Origin of the sequence: Streptomyces sp. KM273126, assembly GCF_004337435.2 — a bacterium.
GTDB lineage: Bacteria > Actinomycetota > Actinomycetes > Streptomycetales > Streptomycetaceae > Streptomyces > Streptomyces acidicola.
In genome coordinates this window covers 3,332,448-3,346,239 of sequence record NZ_SJXB02000001.1, presented here as the reverse complement: position 1 = coordinate 3,346,239, position 13,792 = coordinate 3,332,448, and the positions used below count along the sequence as shown (strand labels likewise).

Annotated in this window: 14 protein-coding genes and 1 pseudogene; 10 read left to right on the top strand and 5 right to left on the bottom strand. The window is 70.4% G+C overall.

Features of this window, described 5'->3' with window-relative positions:
• The first annotated feature begins 144 nt into the window (after positions 1–144).
• The 3 genes from deoC (at position 145) to E0500_RS14430 (ending at position 3,603) form a co-directional block, all read left to right on the top strand.
• Entirely contained in the window at positions 145–1,104 is a 960-nt protein-coding gene (gene deoC, locus E0500_RS14440; RefSeq protein WP_131572090.1) for a deoxyribose-phosphate aldolase, read from the top strand.
• Between the two features lie 92 nt (positions 1,105–1,196).
• Positions 1,197–2,642, top strand: coding sequence for an aldehyde dehydrogenase family protein (locus tag E0500_RS14435; RefSeq protein WP_131572091.1), 1,446 nt, complete (start codon positions 1,197–1,199; stop codon positions 2,640–2,642).
• The gene (locus E0500_RS14430) at positions 2,635–3,603 is read left to right on the top strand and encodes an aldehyde dehydrogenase family protein (RefSeq protein ID WP_131572087.1); all 969 of its coding nucleotides are present in this window, start codon (positions 2,635–2,637) and stop codon (positions 3,601–3,603) included. The genes E0500_RS14435 and E0500_RS14430 overlap by 8 nt, the downstream gene beginning before the upstream one ends.
• A gap of 59 nt (positions 3,604–3,662) precedes the next feature.
• Here E0500_RS14430 and E0500_RS14425 read toward each other — a convergent pair whose 3' ends face one another.
• The gene (locus tag E0500_RS14425) at positions 3,663–4,067 is read right to left on the bottom strand and encodes a hypothetical protein (protein WP_131572088.1); all 405 of its coding nucleotides are present in this window, start codon (positions 4,065–4,067) and stop codon (positions 3,663–3,665) included.
• A 127-nt stretch (positions 4,068–4,194) separates the two neighbouring features.
• On the opposite strand from E0500_RS14425, the gene E0500_RS14420 reads away from it, so the two are divergent.
• Complete coding sequence (locus tag E0500_RS14420) at positions 4,195–4,830, top strand: uridine kinase (RefSeq protein ID WP_131572089.1); 636 nt, start codon at positions 4,195–4,197, stop codon at positions 4,828–4,830.
• Positions 4,831–5,105: 275 nt separating this feature from the next.
• Here the strand turns inward: E0500_RS14420 and E0500_RS14415 are convergent.
• A pseudogene (locus E0500_RS14415) lies at positions 5,106–5,865 on the bottom strand (SigE family RNA polymerase sigma factor).
• Positions 5,866–6,209: 344 nt separating this feature from the next.
• Between E0500_RS14415 and afsQ1 the strand changes: the two are divergent.
• The 5 genes from afsQ1 (at position 6,210) to E0500_RS14390 (ending at position 10,052) form a co-directional block, all read left to right on the top strand.
• The gene (afsQ1, locus tag E0500_RS14410; protein ID WP_181586995.1) at positions 6,210–6,887 is read left to right on the top strand and encodes a two-component system response regulator AfsQ1; all 678 of its coding nucleotides are present in this window, start codon (positions 6,210–6,212) and stop codon (positions 6,885–6,887) included.
• Positions 6,785–8,452, top strand: a complete 1,668-nt coding sequence (locus E0500_RS14405) for a HAMP domain-containing sensor histidine kinase (protein WP_131570965.1) — start codon at positions 6,785–6,787, stop codon at positions 8,450–8,452. Before afsQ1 ends, E0500_RS14405 begins: the two co-directional genes overlap by 103 nt.
• The gene (locus tag E0500_RS14400; RefSeq protein WP_258572778.1) at positions 8,449–9,084 is read left to right on the top strand and encodes a hypothetical protein; all 636 of its coding nucleotides are present in this window, start codon (positions 8,449–8,451) and stop codon (positions 9,082–9,084) included. The genes E0500_RS14405 and E0500_RS14400 overlap by 4 nt, the downstream gene beginning before the upstream one ends.
• A gap of 113 nt (positions 9,085–9,197) precedes the next feature.
• Positions 9,198–9,749 carry a VanZ family protein gene (locus tag E0500_RS14395; protein WP_131570968.1) on the top strand — a complete coding sequence of 184 codons (552 nt, stop codon included), beginning with the start codon at positions 9,198–9,200 and terminating at the stop codon, positions 9,747–9,749.
• 102 nt (positions 9,750–9,851) lie between these two features.
• The gene (locus tag E0500_RS14390; RefSeq protein WP_131570971.1) at positions 9,852–10,052 is read left to right on the top strand and encodes a PspC domain-containing protein; all 201 of its coding nucleotides are present in this window, start codon (positions 9,852–9,854) and stop codon (positions 10,050–10,052) included.
• A 130-nt stretch (positions 10,053–10,182) separates the two neighbouring features.
• On the opposite strand, the gene E0500_RS14385 is transcribed toward E0500_RS14390, so the two are convergent.
• Together E0500_RS14385 and E0500_RS14380 are read right to left on the bottom strand one after the other, a co-directional pair.
• Positions 10,183–10,545, bottom strand: coding sequence for an ATP-binding protein (locus tag E0500_RS14385; protein WP_131570974.1), 363 nt, complete (start codon positions 10,543–10,545; stop codon positions 10,183–10,185).
• Positions 10,546–10,678: 133 nt separating this feature from the next.
• Complete coding sequence (locus E0500_RS14380; protein ID WP_131570977.1) at positions 10,679–11,845, bottom strand: adenosine deaminase; 1,167 nt, start codon at positions 11,843–11,845, stop codon at positions 10,679–10,681.
• 115 nt (positions 11,846–11,960) lie between these two features.
• Between E0500_RS14380 and E0500_RS14375 the strand changes: the two genes are divergently transcribed.
• Complete coding sequence (locus tag E0500_RS14375) at positions 11,961–12,731, top strand: prolyl oligopeptidase family serine peptidase (RefSeq protein ID WP_131570980.1); 771 nt, start codon at positions 11,961–11,963, stop codon at positions 12,729–12,731.
• Positions 12,732–12,806: 75 nt separating this feature from the next.
• Here E0500_RS14375 and E0500_RS14370 read toward each other — a convergent pair whose 3' ends face one another.
• On the bottom strand, positions 12,807–13,760 hold the full coding sequence (locus E0500_RS14370) for a LysR family transcriptional regulator (RefSeq protein WP_131570983.1): 954 nt from the start codon (positions 13,758–13,760) through the stop codon (positions 12,807–12,809).
• Positions 13,761–13,792 lie beyond the last annotated feature (32 nt).

The following is a 13,792-nucleotide window of genomic DNA, read 5'->3' as shown; positions in this document are numbered from 1 at the left end:
CGCCCTGCTCGCCCTCCTAACTCCCCCGCTCACCGCCCTGCTCGCCCCCTACTCACGCTCCGCTCACCACCCCACTCCCCCATCCCGCTCCACCCCTCAGGGCTGTACAGCCGCTACGCGCGTAGATATGCTCACCTGGTGACCATGCCCATCCATGCACCTGCCTCGCACGCACTCACCGATGTGACCGCGTCCGACAGCACGCTGCGCCGCTTCCTCCACGGACTGCCCGGCGTCGACGCGGTCGGCCTGGAGGCGCGCGCCGCCTCGCTCGGTACCCGCTCCATCAAGACGACCGCGAAGGCGTACGCGATCGACCTCGCCATCTCGATGGTCGACCTGACGACGCTGGAAGGCGCGGACACCCCGGGCAAGGTCCGGGCGCTCGGCGCCAAGGCGGTCCGCCCCGACCCGACCGACCGTACGGCGCCGTCGACGGCCGCGGTCTGCGTCTACCCCGACATGGTGGCCGTCGCCAAGGAGGCCGTCGCGGGTTCGGACGTGAAGGTCGCCTCGGTGGCCACGGCGTTCCCGGCGGGTCGCGCCGCGCTGGCGGTGAAGCTGGCCGACGTGCGCGACGCCGTGGCCGCGGGCGCGGACGAGGTGGACATGGTGATCGACCGCGGGGCGTTCCTCGCGGGCGACTACATGAAGGTGTACGACGAGATCGTCGCCGTGAAGGAGGCCTGCGGGACGAGTTCCCGCCTGAAGGTCATCTTCGAGACCGGCGAGCTCTCCACCTACGACAACATCCGCCGCGCTTCCTGGCTCGGCATGCTGGCCGGGGCCGACTTCATCAAGACCTCGACGGGCAAGGTGGCGGTGAACGCGACCCCGGCGAACACCCTCCTCATGCTGGAGGCGGTGCGCGACTTCCGGGCGCAGACCGGGGTACAGGTCGGGGTGAAGCCGGCCGGCGGCATCCGTACCTCCAAGGACGCCGTCAAGTTCCTGGTCCTGGTCAACGAGACCGTCGGCGAGGACTGGCTGGACAACCACTGGTTCCGCTTCGGCGCCTCCTCGCTCCTGAACGACCTGCTCATGCAGCGTCAGAAGCTGGCCACCGGCCGCTACTCCGGCCCCGACTACGTGACGGTGGACTGATCACCATGAGCACGGACAACGCGAACAACATGGACAAGCGGTCATCAAGCGCGGACAAGCAGTCATCAAGCATGGACAAGCGGTCATCAAGCATGGACAAGCGGTCATCCGCGTTCGAGTACGCACCGGCACCCGAGTCCCGCGCGATCGTCGACATAGCGCCCTCGTACGGCCTGTTCATCGACGGCGAGTTCACGGAGGCGGCTGACGGCAAGGTCTTCAAGACTGTCTCGCCGTCGACCGAGGAGGTCCTCTCCGAGGTCGCCCAGGCCGGTTCCGAGGACGTGGACCGTGCCGTCGGGGCCGCCCGCAAGGCGTTCGAGAAGTGGTCGGCACTGCCCGGCTCCGAGCGCGCCAAGTACCTGTTCCGTATCGCCCGCATCATCCAGGAGCGCAGCCGCGAGCTGGCGGTCCTGGAGACGCTGGACAACGGAAAGCCCATCAAGGAGACAAGGGACGCCGACCTCCCCCTGGTCGCGGCCCACTTCTTCTACTACGCGGGCTGGGCCGACAAGCTCGGCCACGCGGGCTTCGGCGCGAACCCGAGGCCGCTGGGCGTGGCCGGCCAGGTCATCCCCTGGAACTTCCCGCTCCTGATGCTGGCGTGGAAGATCGCCCCGGCCCTGGCGGCGGGGAACACGGTGGTCCTCAAGCCCGCGGAGACGACCCCTCTCTCGGCTCTGTTCTTCGCGGACATCTGCCGTCAGGCGGGCCTGCCCAGGGGCGTCGTCAACATCCTTCCGGGATACGGCGACGCGGGCGCCGCGATCGTCGCGCACCCGGACGTCGACAAGGTCGCCTTCACCGGCTCCACGGCGGTCGGCAAGGAGATCGCGCGGACCGTCGCCGGCACCCGCAAGAAGCTCACCCTGGAACTCGGCGGCAAGGGCGCCAACATCGTCTTCGACGACGCCCCGATCGACCAGGCCGTCGAGGGCATCGTGACGGGCATCTTCTTCAACCAGGGCCAGGTCTGCTGCGCGGGCAGCCGCCTGCTGGTCCAGGAGTCGGTCCAGGACGAGCTGCTCCACTCCCTGAAGCGCAGGCTCTCCACGCTCCGCCTCGGCGACCCGCTGGACAAGAACACGGACATCGGCGCGATCAACTCGGCCGAGCAGCTGGCCCGGATCACCGCACTCGCCGAGCAGGGCGAGGCGGAGGGCGCCGAGCGCTGGTCCCCGGCCTGCGAACTGCCGTCCGCCGGCTACTGGTTCGCCCCGACGCTCTTCACGAACGTCACCCAGGCACACACCATCGCCCGCGACGAGATCTTCGGCCCGGTGCTGTCGGTCCTGACCTTCCGCACTCCGGAGGAGGCGGTAGCCAAGGCCAACAACACCCCGTACGGCCTCTCCGCCGGCATCTGGACGGAGAAGGGCTCCCGCATCCTCGCGGTCGCGAACAAGCTCCGCGCAGGCGTGATCTGGTCCAACACGTTCAACAAGTTCGACCCGACCTCGCCGTTCGGCGGCTACAAGGAGTCGGGCTTCGGCCGCGAGGGCGGCCGCCACGGCCTGGAGGCGTACCTCGATGTCTGAGAAGCCCAAGAACCCCAAGAACACCGAGAAGGCGGGGCCGCAGCGCCTGAGCGTCTTCAAGACCTACAAGCTGTACGTCGGCGGGAAGTTCCCGCGTTCCGAGAGCGGCCGGGTGTACGAGGTGACGACAGGGACATCAGCCGCCGGCGCGGCGGGGAAGGGCACGTGGCTGGCGAACGCGCCCCTCTCCTCCCGCAAGGACGCCCGTGACGCGGTCGTGGCCGCCCGCAAGGCGTTCGGCGCCTGGTCCGGAGCGACGGCGTACAACCGCGGCCAGGTCCTCTACCGCGTGGCGGAGATGCTGGAGGGCCGCAAGGCGCAGTTCGTCCAGGAGGTCGCCGACGCCGAGGGCCTGTCGAAGCCGAAGGCGACGGCACAGGTGGACGCGGCGATCGACCGCTGGGTCTGGTACGCGGGCTGGACGGACAAGATCGCCCAGGTGGTCGGCGGCGGCAACCCGGTCGCGGGTCCGTTCTTCAACCTCTCCTCCCCGGAGCCGACCGGTGTGGTCGCGGTCCTCGCCCCGCAGGAGTCGTCCTTCCTGGGCCTGGTGTCCGTCATCGCCCCCGTGATCGCGACCGGCAACACGGCGGTGGTCGTGGCCTCCGAGAAGTCGCCGCTCCCCGCCCTCTCCCTGGGCGAGGTGCTGGCCACCTCCGACGTGCCCGGCGGTGTCGTCAACGTGCTGTCGGGCCGTACGGCGGAGATCGCGGCCCCCCTCGCGGCACACCAGGACGTCAACGCGATCGATCTCGCGGGCGCCGATGACGTACTCGCGAAGGAACTGGAGATCGCGGCGGCGGACAACCTGAAGCGGGTTCTCCGTCCACAGCCTGTGGACGACACGGACGGCGTCGACTGGTTCGCGACCCCGGGCATCGAGCGCATGACCGCGTTCCTGGAGACGAAGACGGTCTGGCACCCGACGGGTTCGCTGGGCGCGTCCGGCTCGTCGTACTGACGCGGAGCGCCCCTGAACGGGGCCCGGGGCGGGGACGGGCTCCCCGCCCCGGTCGGCCGTCAACCGTGCAGCAGCCCCGGAATCTGCCCCAGCAGCGGAATGCCGCTCACCGACGGCGCCTGGGCCACGGGACGCGTCACGGCCCGGGACGTCACCGGCTTGAAGTCGGCGACCTGCGTGCCGACGCCGTTGTCGAGCGGGTCGACGCCCGTACCCGCCAGCGGGTTGGGCTTGAGGCGTTCGACCGGGCTGGTGACGTGCCGCGCGGACTTCGTCACGGCCTCGGCCCCGGCCGCGGGCTCGACCCTGCCGAGGGCCACGGGCCGGGTGAACAACGGGTCCTGGCCGGGTCCGGCATCGGCGGCGGTCGCGGTGGCGCCCACACCGAGGCCGAGTCCCGCGGTCGTGAGGGCGAGCACCGCGCGCCGGGCGGTCGAGGGGCGGGGGGCCGAGTGTCGTGCCATCGCTTGTGCCACCTTCTGCTGCTGAAAGTAAACAGATGAACACGTAGGGTAGTTGAGATGTGATGTGCGCTCCAACGGCGACCCGCTGTCTCGGCGGGAGCCGCGCGATGCCTCACACTGGACTCTCGTGAGTTCGCATCCTCCGACACCGACCCGAGTCGTCCTGCTGTCCGGCCCGTCCGGGTCCGGCAAGTCCCTTCTCGCCGCCCGTTCCGGCCTGCCCGTGCTCCGGCTGGACGACTTCTACAAGGAGGGCGACGACCCGACACTGCCGCAGGTGGCGGGGAGTTCGGACATCGACTGGGACCATCCGCTGTCCTGGAGCGCGGACGACGCGGTCGCGGCCATCGAGGAGCTGTGCCGCACGGGTTCGACGACCGTCCCGGCGTACGACATCTCCCTGAGCGCCCGCACCGGCACGGAGACCCTCGCCATAGGGCGGACTCCGGTGTTCATCGCGGAGGGCATCTTCGCCGCGGAGATCGTCCTGCGCTGCCGCGAGGCGGGCGTCCTGGCCGACGCCATCTGTCTCAGCCGAGGCCCGCTCACCACGTTCCGCCGCCGCTTTCTGCGCGATCTGAGGGAGGGCCGCAAGTCCGTTGCCTTCCTGCTGCGCCGCGGCTGGCGCCTGATGCGCCTGGAGCGCTCGATCGTGGCCCAGCAGACGGCACTGGGCGCGTATCCGTGTGACCGGGACGAGGCCCTCGGGCGGCTGGCCGCGGCGGCCGCGGGGCGGGTCGCACAGACGCGGACGGCCGCGTAAGGCCCCGCACACGCCCTCCATACACGAAAGCGGGACTGGACGGACCCCCCGGCCCTCCAGTCCCGCTCTTCTCCTGCCCCCCGTTTTCCCCGTTGCTCCCCGATTTCCCCGTTGTTCCCCCGCGATCCCCGCGTTCCCCGTACTCCCCGTTCCCCTTACCCCTCGGGCGTTGCTCCCCGTGGACCCTGTCGGACGCCGTTCCCCCGTCGTCCTCCAGGCAGTACGGCGGCGCTCCCCCGCGCCACCACCCCCGCTACCGGTTCCCCTCCAGGCCTTCAGGCGACGAGTTCGCCGAAGGACTCCTCCTCGTCACGGCCGAAGCTGAGGACCTCGTCCTCGCGCAGCCGGCGGAGCGACCGCCAGATGCTGGACTTCACCGTGCCGACACTGATGTCGAGGATCTCCGCGATCTCCGGGTCCGTGCGGCCCTCGTAGTAGCGCAGGACCAGCATGGTGCGCTGGAGTTCGGGAAGCCGGGCGAGCGCCTGCCACAGGACGGCGCGCAGTTCGGTGCCGCGCATCGCGTCCGTGTCACCGGCGGTCTCCGGCAGTTCCTCGGTCGGGTACTCGTTCAGCTTGCGGCGGCGCCACGCGCTGATGTGCAGGTTGGTCATGGTGCGGCGGAGGTAGCCCCCGACCGCGGCCTTGTCACTGATCCGGTCCCATGCCTTGTACGTCGAGAAGAGGGCGCTCTGGAGCAGGTCCTCGGCCTCGAAGCGGTCACCGGTCAGGTGGTAGGCGGTTGCGTACAGGGAGGCGCGGCGTTCCTGGACGTAGGCGGTGAACTCCGCCTCCGACACCGAACGACGTTCCCCCGTGGCCTCCCCGTACGCGGCTCCCCGTGCGCCGCCGCCCCCGTTCCCCCGTGGGTCCCCCCACGTGGGCGTCAACCACCGTCATGAACGTGGTGTGCTGACGCCCGGTGCCGCGAGCGCACCCCCGCCCGGTCACGGCACCGGACTTCTCCGTGCTCCTGGCGACATCGTGGAGCCGCGTGACAACTGCGCCAGTCCTGGTGCTTTGCAGCGTGTTCATCTCGCGCCCCCCGTCGTGGAGTTCCGGTTTTCGGTGGCTCGGCGGCCCCTCCCTCTCGTTCCCCCGGGGCGGCGCCTCCTTGCCTGTGCCGAAAAGCTTGCCGAGCCCACTTCATGGCCGTGTCCGCCGACTGTCACAGGCCTGTCACAGGGGTCACCCTCAGCCGGATCGAAGCCGGAGCACAGCCGGATCGCAGTCGGATCGCCGTCGGATCGCCGTTCGGATCGCCGTCGGATCACAGAGAAGAGCCGTACGGCTACACAGACGGCAGGATCATGTGCGGGTGACGAGCAGGAGCCCGTCAACAGTCGATAGAGCACCTCACCATGGGCCAGAATGAGCGCGTGCCTTCCCTGTTGCTGATCGAGGACGACGACGCCATCCGCACGGCCCTGGAGCTCTCACTGACGCGCCAGGGACACCGTGTCGCCACCGCCGCCAGCGGTGAGGATGGTCTCAAGCTGCTGCGCGAACAACGCCCGGACCTGATCGTCCTGGACGTGATGCTGCCCGGTATCGACGGTTTCGAGGTATGCCGTCGGATCCGGCGCACCGACCAGTTGCCGATCATCCTGCTGACGGCGCGCAACGACGACATCGACGTCGTGGTCGGGCTGGAGTCCGGCGCCGACGACTATGTCGTGAAACCCGTGCAGGGGCGGGTGCTGGACGCCCGCATCCGGGCCGTGCTGCGGCGCGGCGAACGCGAGGCCAACGACGCGGCGGCCTTCGGCAGCCTGGTCATCGACCGGGCCGCGATGACGGTGACCAAGAACGGCGAGGACCTCCAGCTGACCCCCACCGAGCTGCGGCTGCTCCTGGAGCTGAGCCGGCGGCCCGGTCAGGCGCTGTCGCGCCAGCAGCTGCTGCGCCTGGTCTGGGAGCACGACTACCTCGGTGACTCGCGGCTCGTCGACGCATGCGTGCAGCGGCTGCGCGCCAAGGTCGAGGACGTACCGTCGTCGCCGACCCTGATCCGTACGGTCCGCGGCGTCGGCTACCGGCTGGACACGCCTCAGTGAGTGATCGGCAAGGAGGGTTCCGCGGCTGGTCCGCGGCGCGCAGGGCGGTCTCGTCGGGTCTGCGCTTCACGAGCCTGCGGCTTCGGCTCGTCGTCGTGTTCGGGCTCGTGGCGCTCACGGCCGCGGTGTCGGCGTCGGGTATCGCGTACTGGCTCAACCGCGAGGCCGTACTGACGCGTGCGCAGGACGCGGCGCTGGACGACTTCGAGCGCGCGATGCAGAGCCACGCCGGCACGCTGCCCGTACACCCGACCGAGGGACAACTGGCGTACGCGGCACGACAGATGGGCGACGGCGGCCAGCGGTTCAGCGTGCTGCTGATAGCGGAGGGCAAGAACGGCGAGACCGTACAGGGCAGTTCGGGCGAGTCGGCGCTGGACGGCTTCACCCTGAGGGACGTGCCGGCGTCCCTGCGGAAGGCCGTCACCGAGAAGCAGGAGCTCACCTCCGGCAACAAGAACGAGTACCACCTGTACTGGCAGCGGGTCGTCGACGGCGGCACGCCGTACCTGGTGGGCGGTGCCAAGGTGATCGGCGGCGGCCCGACCGGCTACATGCTCAAGTCGCTGGAGCCGGAGGCGAAGGACCTCAACTCGCTCGCCTGGTCGCTGGGCATCGCCACGGGACTCGCCCTGATCGGCTCGGCGCTGCTCGCGCAGGCCGCCGCGACGACCGTGCTGAAGCCCGTGCAGCGCCTGGGTGTGGCGGCCCGACGGCTCGGCGAGGGCAAGCTCGACACCCGGCTGCGTGTGTCCGGTACGGACGAACTGGCCGATCTTTCCCGGACGTTCAACCGTGCGGCGGAGTCCCTGGAGAAGCAGGTCGCCGACATGAGTTCCCGTGACGAGGCGTCCCGTCGCTTCGTGGCGGACATGTCCCACGAGCTGCGCACACCCCTGACGGCGATCACCGCCGTGACGGAGGTGCTGGAGGAGGAGCTGGACGCGGAGACGGGCAGCGTCGACCCGATGATCGAGCCGGCCGTGCGCCTGGTCGTCAGCGAGACGCGCCGCCTGAACGACCTCGTGGAGAACCTCATGGAGGTCACCCGCTTCGACGCGGGCACGGCCAGGCTGGTGCTGGACGACGTGGACATCGCCGACCAGATCACCGCGTGCATCGACGCGCGCGCGTGGCTGGACGCGGTGGACCTGGACGCCGAGCGCGGCATCATGGCCCGCGTCGACCCGCGCCGCCTGGACGTGATCCTGGCCAATCTGATCGGCAACGCGCTCAAGCACGGCGGCTCGCCGGTCAGGGTCTCGGTCCGCGAAGACGCCGACGACCTCCTCATCGAGGTGCGGGACAACGGACCGGGCATCCCCGAGGACGTCCTCCCGCACGTCTTCGACCGTTTCTACAAGGCGAGCGCCTCCCGCCCCCGTTCCGAGGGCAGCGGCCTGGGTCTGTCCATCGCGCTGGAGAACGCCCACATCCACGGCGGCGAGATCACCGCGGCGAACTCCCCCGAGGGCGGAGCGGTGTTCGCCCTCCGCCTCCCCCGGGACACCTCCCCTCTGATCGCGGAGGACCAGCCCAAGGCCACAGAGGGGAACGGCGTATGACGTCACGGATAGCGTCGGCCCGGCCGTGGCTTGCGGCCCGGCCATGGCTTGCGGCCGGGGTGCTGGCGGCTGTGCTCTCGGGGTGCGGGATCCGGGCCACGCAGGTGCCGACGGACTTCGGGCCGGCTCCGTCGCGGGTGCCGTGCACACTGGCGGGCACGGACATCGCCCCGCAGAGCTCACAGGGGATCCCGGTGCAGGTCTTCCTGCTCTGTTCCCGGCAGTTGGTCGCGGTCGGCCGTGCCGTGAGCGTCCCCGACGGCACCCCCGACGCCCAGCGGCGCGTCCTCGTGGCGCAGGGGCTGCTCGACCAGCTCTCCGAGCGGCCCTCCGCTGCCGAGGACCAGGCCGGGTACGACACGGACGTCCAGAGCGGTCTGCGGGTGAGCGGTCCGCGGCCGGGTGACCCCGAGGACGCGCTGCGGCTGTCCACGGCCCCCGAGCGGCTGTCGGAGTACGCCCTCGCCCAGATCGTCTGCACCTTCGCCGACTCGGCGGCGGCCCAGGGCGACGGCTCGGTGGTCCTCGGGGGCCCCGGCACCGAGTCGCTCCGACGCTACAAGTGCACCACGGAGGTCCGCTCGGAGCCGGGCGCCCGGAAGCCGCCCTCCTCGGAGGTCGGGACGTCCTGAGGGGCGTGGGCGGGGGCGCCCGCTGCCGTAGGTGTGGCGCATCCCTCACCCGGTCGGACCAAGTGGGGCGCCGGCGCGGAACCGATCGTGCCGGGGGGCGCGTCTTGGGGTGCGTGCAGCGTCAAGGTTCGAACGGCGGCAGCGCCGGGATCCGCGTCCGTGCGACGGGAGGTGTCCTCCTCGTCGCACACCTCGCGCTCGTCGCCTGGATCACGCTGCGTCCGCTGGACGTCCCCTGGGTGAGTGCCGCCAATCTGACGCCGTTCGCCGGGATCAGAGCCGATCTGGCGCTGGGATGGCCGGAGGCGGCCCGCCGCATCGGCGAAGGGCTCGCTCTGCTCGCGCCCCTGGGCGTCCTGCTGCCGATGGCGGACGGCAGACTCATCGTCTCCCCGCTCGCCTCCCTCACGCGTACGGTCGCCGCCGGCTGCCTGCTCTCGCTGGGCATCGAACTGCTGCAGACCGGGGTGCCCGGTCAGGTCGTCGACATCGACTCGATCCTGCTGAACACGCTCGGTGTGGCCCTCGCCCACCTCGCGATCGTCCCCGCCGGACGAGTCCGGCTGCGCCGCAGGGCCGAGACCAGGCACCGGGCCGCCCACCCCAGGGAGGAAGCACCTCAGGGTCGCACCCCGACGATTCCCAGGGTCGGAATAGCTCCGTAGAGTGACGCTTCGTCCGCTTCGTCACCGTAGCGTTGAGGGTGTTGAGGACGACGGGGCCGCCAACGGGGAGGCCTCCGTCCCTGGCTGACGAAGGAGCCCTCCATGAGCCGCCTTGCCCGCCCCACCGACGGCCGGATGATAGGCGGAGTGTGCGCAGCGCTGGCACGGCGCTTCGGCACCTCCTCGACCACGATGCGTGTGATCTTCCTGCTGTCGTGCCTGCTCCCGGGCCCGCAGTTCCTGCTCTACATAGCCCTGTGGATCCTGCTGCCCTCGGAGGACAAGGCCCGCACGGCTTGGTGACCGGCACCGACCGGTGACCGATACGACGCTGGGGCGCACCCACCAAGGGTGCGCCCCATGCTCGTCCCTACGAGAACCGGGAACCGAGAGCCAGGTGCCGAAGAGCGCCGGCACCAAGAAGAGGTACGGCTCAGACGGCACCGCCGAGCGGCAGTCCGCTCACGCCCTTCCCCTTGCCGGACAGGGCCTTCACGGGCAGACCGCCGAGCAGCTTGGCCGCCGGGTTGGTCGGGCCTCCGGACACCACCTTGTCGGTGGTGGGCTGCGCGGACTCCAGGCCGGCGCCGAGGGCGGACTGGCCCTGGGTGACGACCCCACCGGCAGCCGGCACCGCCTTCGAGACGTTCTGCGCCGGCAGCGCCTGAGTGACGGTCCCCAGCGCCTGAGGGGCGGCGGGGACGCCCGGGGCGGCGTTCGCGGCGCCCGCGCCGACGGCGGCGACGGCGGTACCGAGGGCGGCGACTGTGAGGGTCTTGGCAGCAGACTGCTTCATTTTGGATGCGTCCTTGAATGCGTGATGACGGGGATCTGAGCGGTCTTGAAACGTAAACACCAAAGACCCGGCCGAGGCAAACACGGAAAAGCGGCCGGGCCACCGCGACCCAACCGCTTCCCGGAACCGTCAATCAGCCCTTGTCCACCACGGAACCGCTGGTCGAAGCGGACTGGCGAAACAGCCATTCGGATTTCAGCTCGGCATATCCGGGCTTGATGACGTCATTGATCATCGCCAGTCGTTCATCGAAAGGAATGAATGCTGACTTCATAGCATTGACGGAGAACCACTGCATGTCGTCGAGCGTATAGCCGAAGGCATCGACAAGGTGCTCGAATTCCCGGCTCATACTGGTGCCGGACATCAGGCGGTTGTCCGTGTTCACGGTCGCCCGGAAGTGCAGGCTGCGCAGCAGCCCGATGGGGTGCCCTGCGTACGAGTCGGCGGCGCCCGTCTGGAGGTTGGAGCTCGGGCACAGCTCCAGCGGGATGCGCTTGTCGCGGACGTACGAGGCGAGCCGGCCGAGCTTCACCGAACCGTCCTCGTGCACGTGGATGTCGTCGATGATCCGTACGCCGTGGCCGAGCCGGTCGGCACCGCACCACTGGAGGGCCTGCCAGATGGAGGGCAGCCCGAAGGCCTCGCCGGCATGGATGGTGAAGTGGTTGTTCTCGCGCTTGAGGTACTCGAAGGCGTCGAGGTGGCGGGTGGGCGGGTAACCGGCCTCGGCACCCGCGATGTCGAAGCCGACAACACCCAGGTCGCGGTAGCGGTTGGCGAGTTCGGCGATCTCCAGGGCGCGGGCCGCGTGCCGCATGGCGGTGAGCAGGGCGCCGACGCGGATGCGGTGGCCGTTCGCCTTCGCCCGCCGCTCCCCTTCCCGGAAGCCCTCGTTGACGGCCTCGACGACCTCTTCGAGGCTGAGCCCCGCCTCAAGGTGCTGCTCGGGGGCGTACCGCACCTCGGCGTAGACGACCCCGTCCTCGGCGAGGTCCTCGGCGCACTCGGCGGCGACGCGGACGAGCGCCTCACGGGTCTGCATGACGGCACAGGTGTGGGTGAAGGTCTCCAGATACCGCTCCAGGGAGCCGGAGTCCGCGGCCTCGCGGAACCAGACACCGAGTTTGTCGGGGTCGATCTCGGGGAGGCTCGTATAGCCGGAGGCACGGGCGAGGTCGACGATCGTGCCGGGGCGCAGCCCGCCGTCGAGGTGATCGTGCAGCAGAACCTTGGGCGCCCGGCGGATCTGGTCCGAGCTCGGGAGGGCAGCACCGGTTGGGGCAGTCTGGCTCGTCATGGCCGCACTGTAGCGCCTACGCGCGTAGATGTCCCGGTAACGAAGATCCGCCGATACCCAACGGTGACCGTCCGGCCAGGTGTCGTACACCGCGACTTCTGACACTGTTTCTGTCATGTCACAGCAAGCAACGCCGTTGCGCAGCCCCAGACTTGGGCGAGTCGTGGGGCCTGAGCCGTCGGCCGTGAGCGGGGTCGTGCTGCTCCTCCCCAGTGGCGACGAGGTCTCGGAGCGCAGACCCACTCCGATGATGGCGGCGGCCTCCCTGCGCGCCCTCGGCCGCCGTCTCGCCCGCACCGGGCACGACGAGGGTCTGGCCGCGCACGTCGTGCACTACCGCTACCGCGGCTGGAACGGCGGCGAGGCCCATCTGGCGCACGACGCCTCCTGGGCCGCCGACGAGGTCGTACGGCGCTACGGGGACGTACCGGTCTGCCTGGCCGGAGTGGACATGGGCGGGCGGGCGGCGCTGCACGCGGGCGGGCACGCTGCCGTCAACTCCGTCCTCGCGATCGCCCCCTGGCTGCCCGAGGACGACGTGGCCGTGCCACCCGAACCGGTGAAGCAACTCGTCGGCCGCCAGGTCATGATCGTGCACGGCACCAACGACCAGCGCACGGACCCGGAGCTGTCCTTCCGGCTCGCTGCCCGGGTGAAGAAGGCCAACCGGGACATCTGCCGGTTCGAGGTGCACTCCGACGGGCACGGGCTGCATCAGCACCGGGACGAGGTGCACGCGCTGGCGGAGGACTTCGTGATGGGCACGTTGTTCGGGCGCGTGTTCGCGCGCCCCGTGGAGGATGCGCTGGCGGCTCCGCCGCCGTTGGGGCTGCGGATGCCGTTGGCCTCCGGCTTCGGTCGGTCGCGCTCCGGGAGGGGTGGCTGAGCGGTGTTTCGCGGCTGCGGGTGCGTTGTGGTTGCGGGCGCAGTTCCCCGCGCCCCTTGGTGCGCGGGGGCGCCCTCAGTCCGGTAGGAGCCGGCCCCTTCGTGACAGCAGGAACCTCTTGAAGGCCGCCACCGGAGGTGTGTCCGGGTGGCCCGCCAGCCAGGCGACGCCGATTTCCCGGGCTGCGCGCGGGGCCGTGACCGTCAGCTCGGCCACTCCCGGGCGGGGCACGGCCGGGGGTGGCAGCAGGGCGACGCCGAGGCCGGCCGCGACCAGGCCCCGCAGGGTCTCCGCCTCCTCGCCCTCGAAGGCGATGCGGGGCTTGAAGCCGGCCTGCCGGCACAGGTCGTCGGTGATACGACGCATGCCGTAGCCGGGTTCGAGGGTCACGAAGGTCTCGTCGGCGGCCTCGGCGAGGCGGACGCGCTTACGGGAGGCGAGGCGGTGGTCGGCCGGGACGACGAGGCGCAGTTTCTGTTCGTCGAGGCGGCGGGCGACGAGGTCGGGCGCGTCCGGGACGGGCGACGTCAGGCACAGGTCCAGCTCCCCGGCCCGTAGCCGTTCGATCATGGCCTCGCCGTAGTTCTGGACGAGGCTGAAGCGGACGCGCGGATGGTCCACGCGGAAGGCACGGATGAGCCCGGGGACCGTCTCCGAGCCCATGGTGTGCAGGAAACCGAAGGCGACCTTGCCGGTGGCGGGGTCCGCGTCGGCGCGCACCTCCTCCGCGGCGCGTGCGATCTCGGCGAGCGCACGCTCGACGGAACCGAGAAAGGTGCGTCCGGCGGGAGTGAGGGAGACTGTGCGTCCCCGCCGGGCGAACAGGTCGACACCCAGGTCCTGTTCGAGCCGGACCATGGCCCGGGACAGCGTCGACTGCGGGACCTGCATCTCCTGCGCGGCACGGGTGACGTGCTCGGTGCGGGCGACACCGGCGAAGTGGGCCAGGCGCGGGGCGAGTACGGAAACGATGTCTTCTGTGTCACTGGATGGTGACAGGTGAGCTTCTGACCTCTGCTGATGCACCATGGGAACGATTATGGGGGTTCCATGCATTGGAC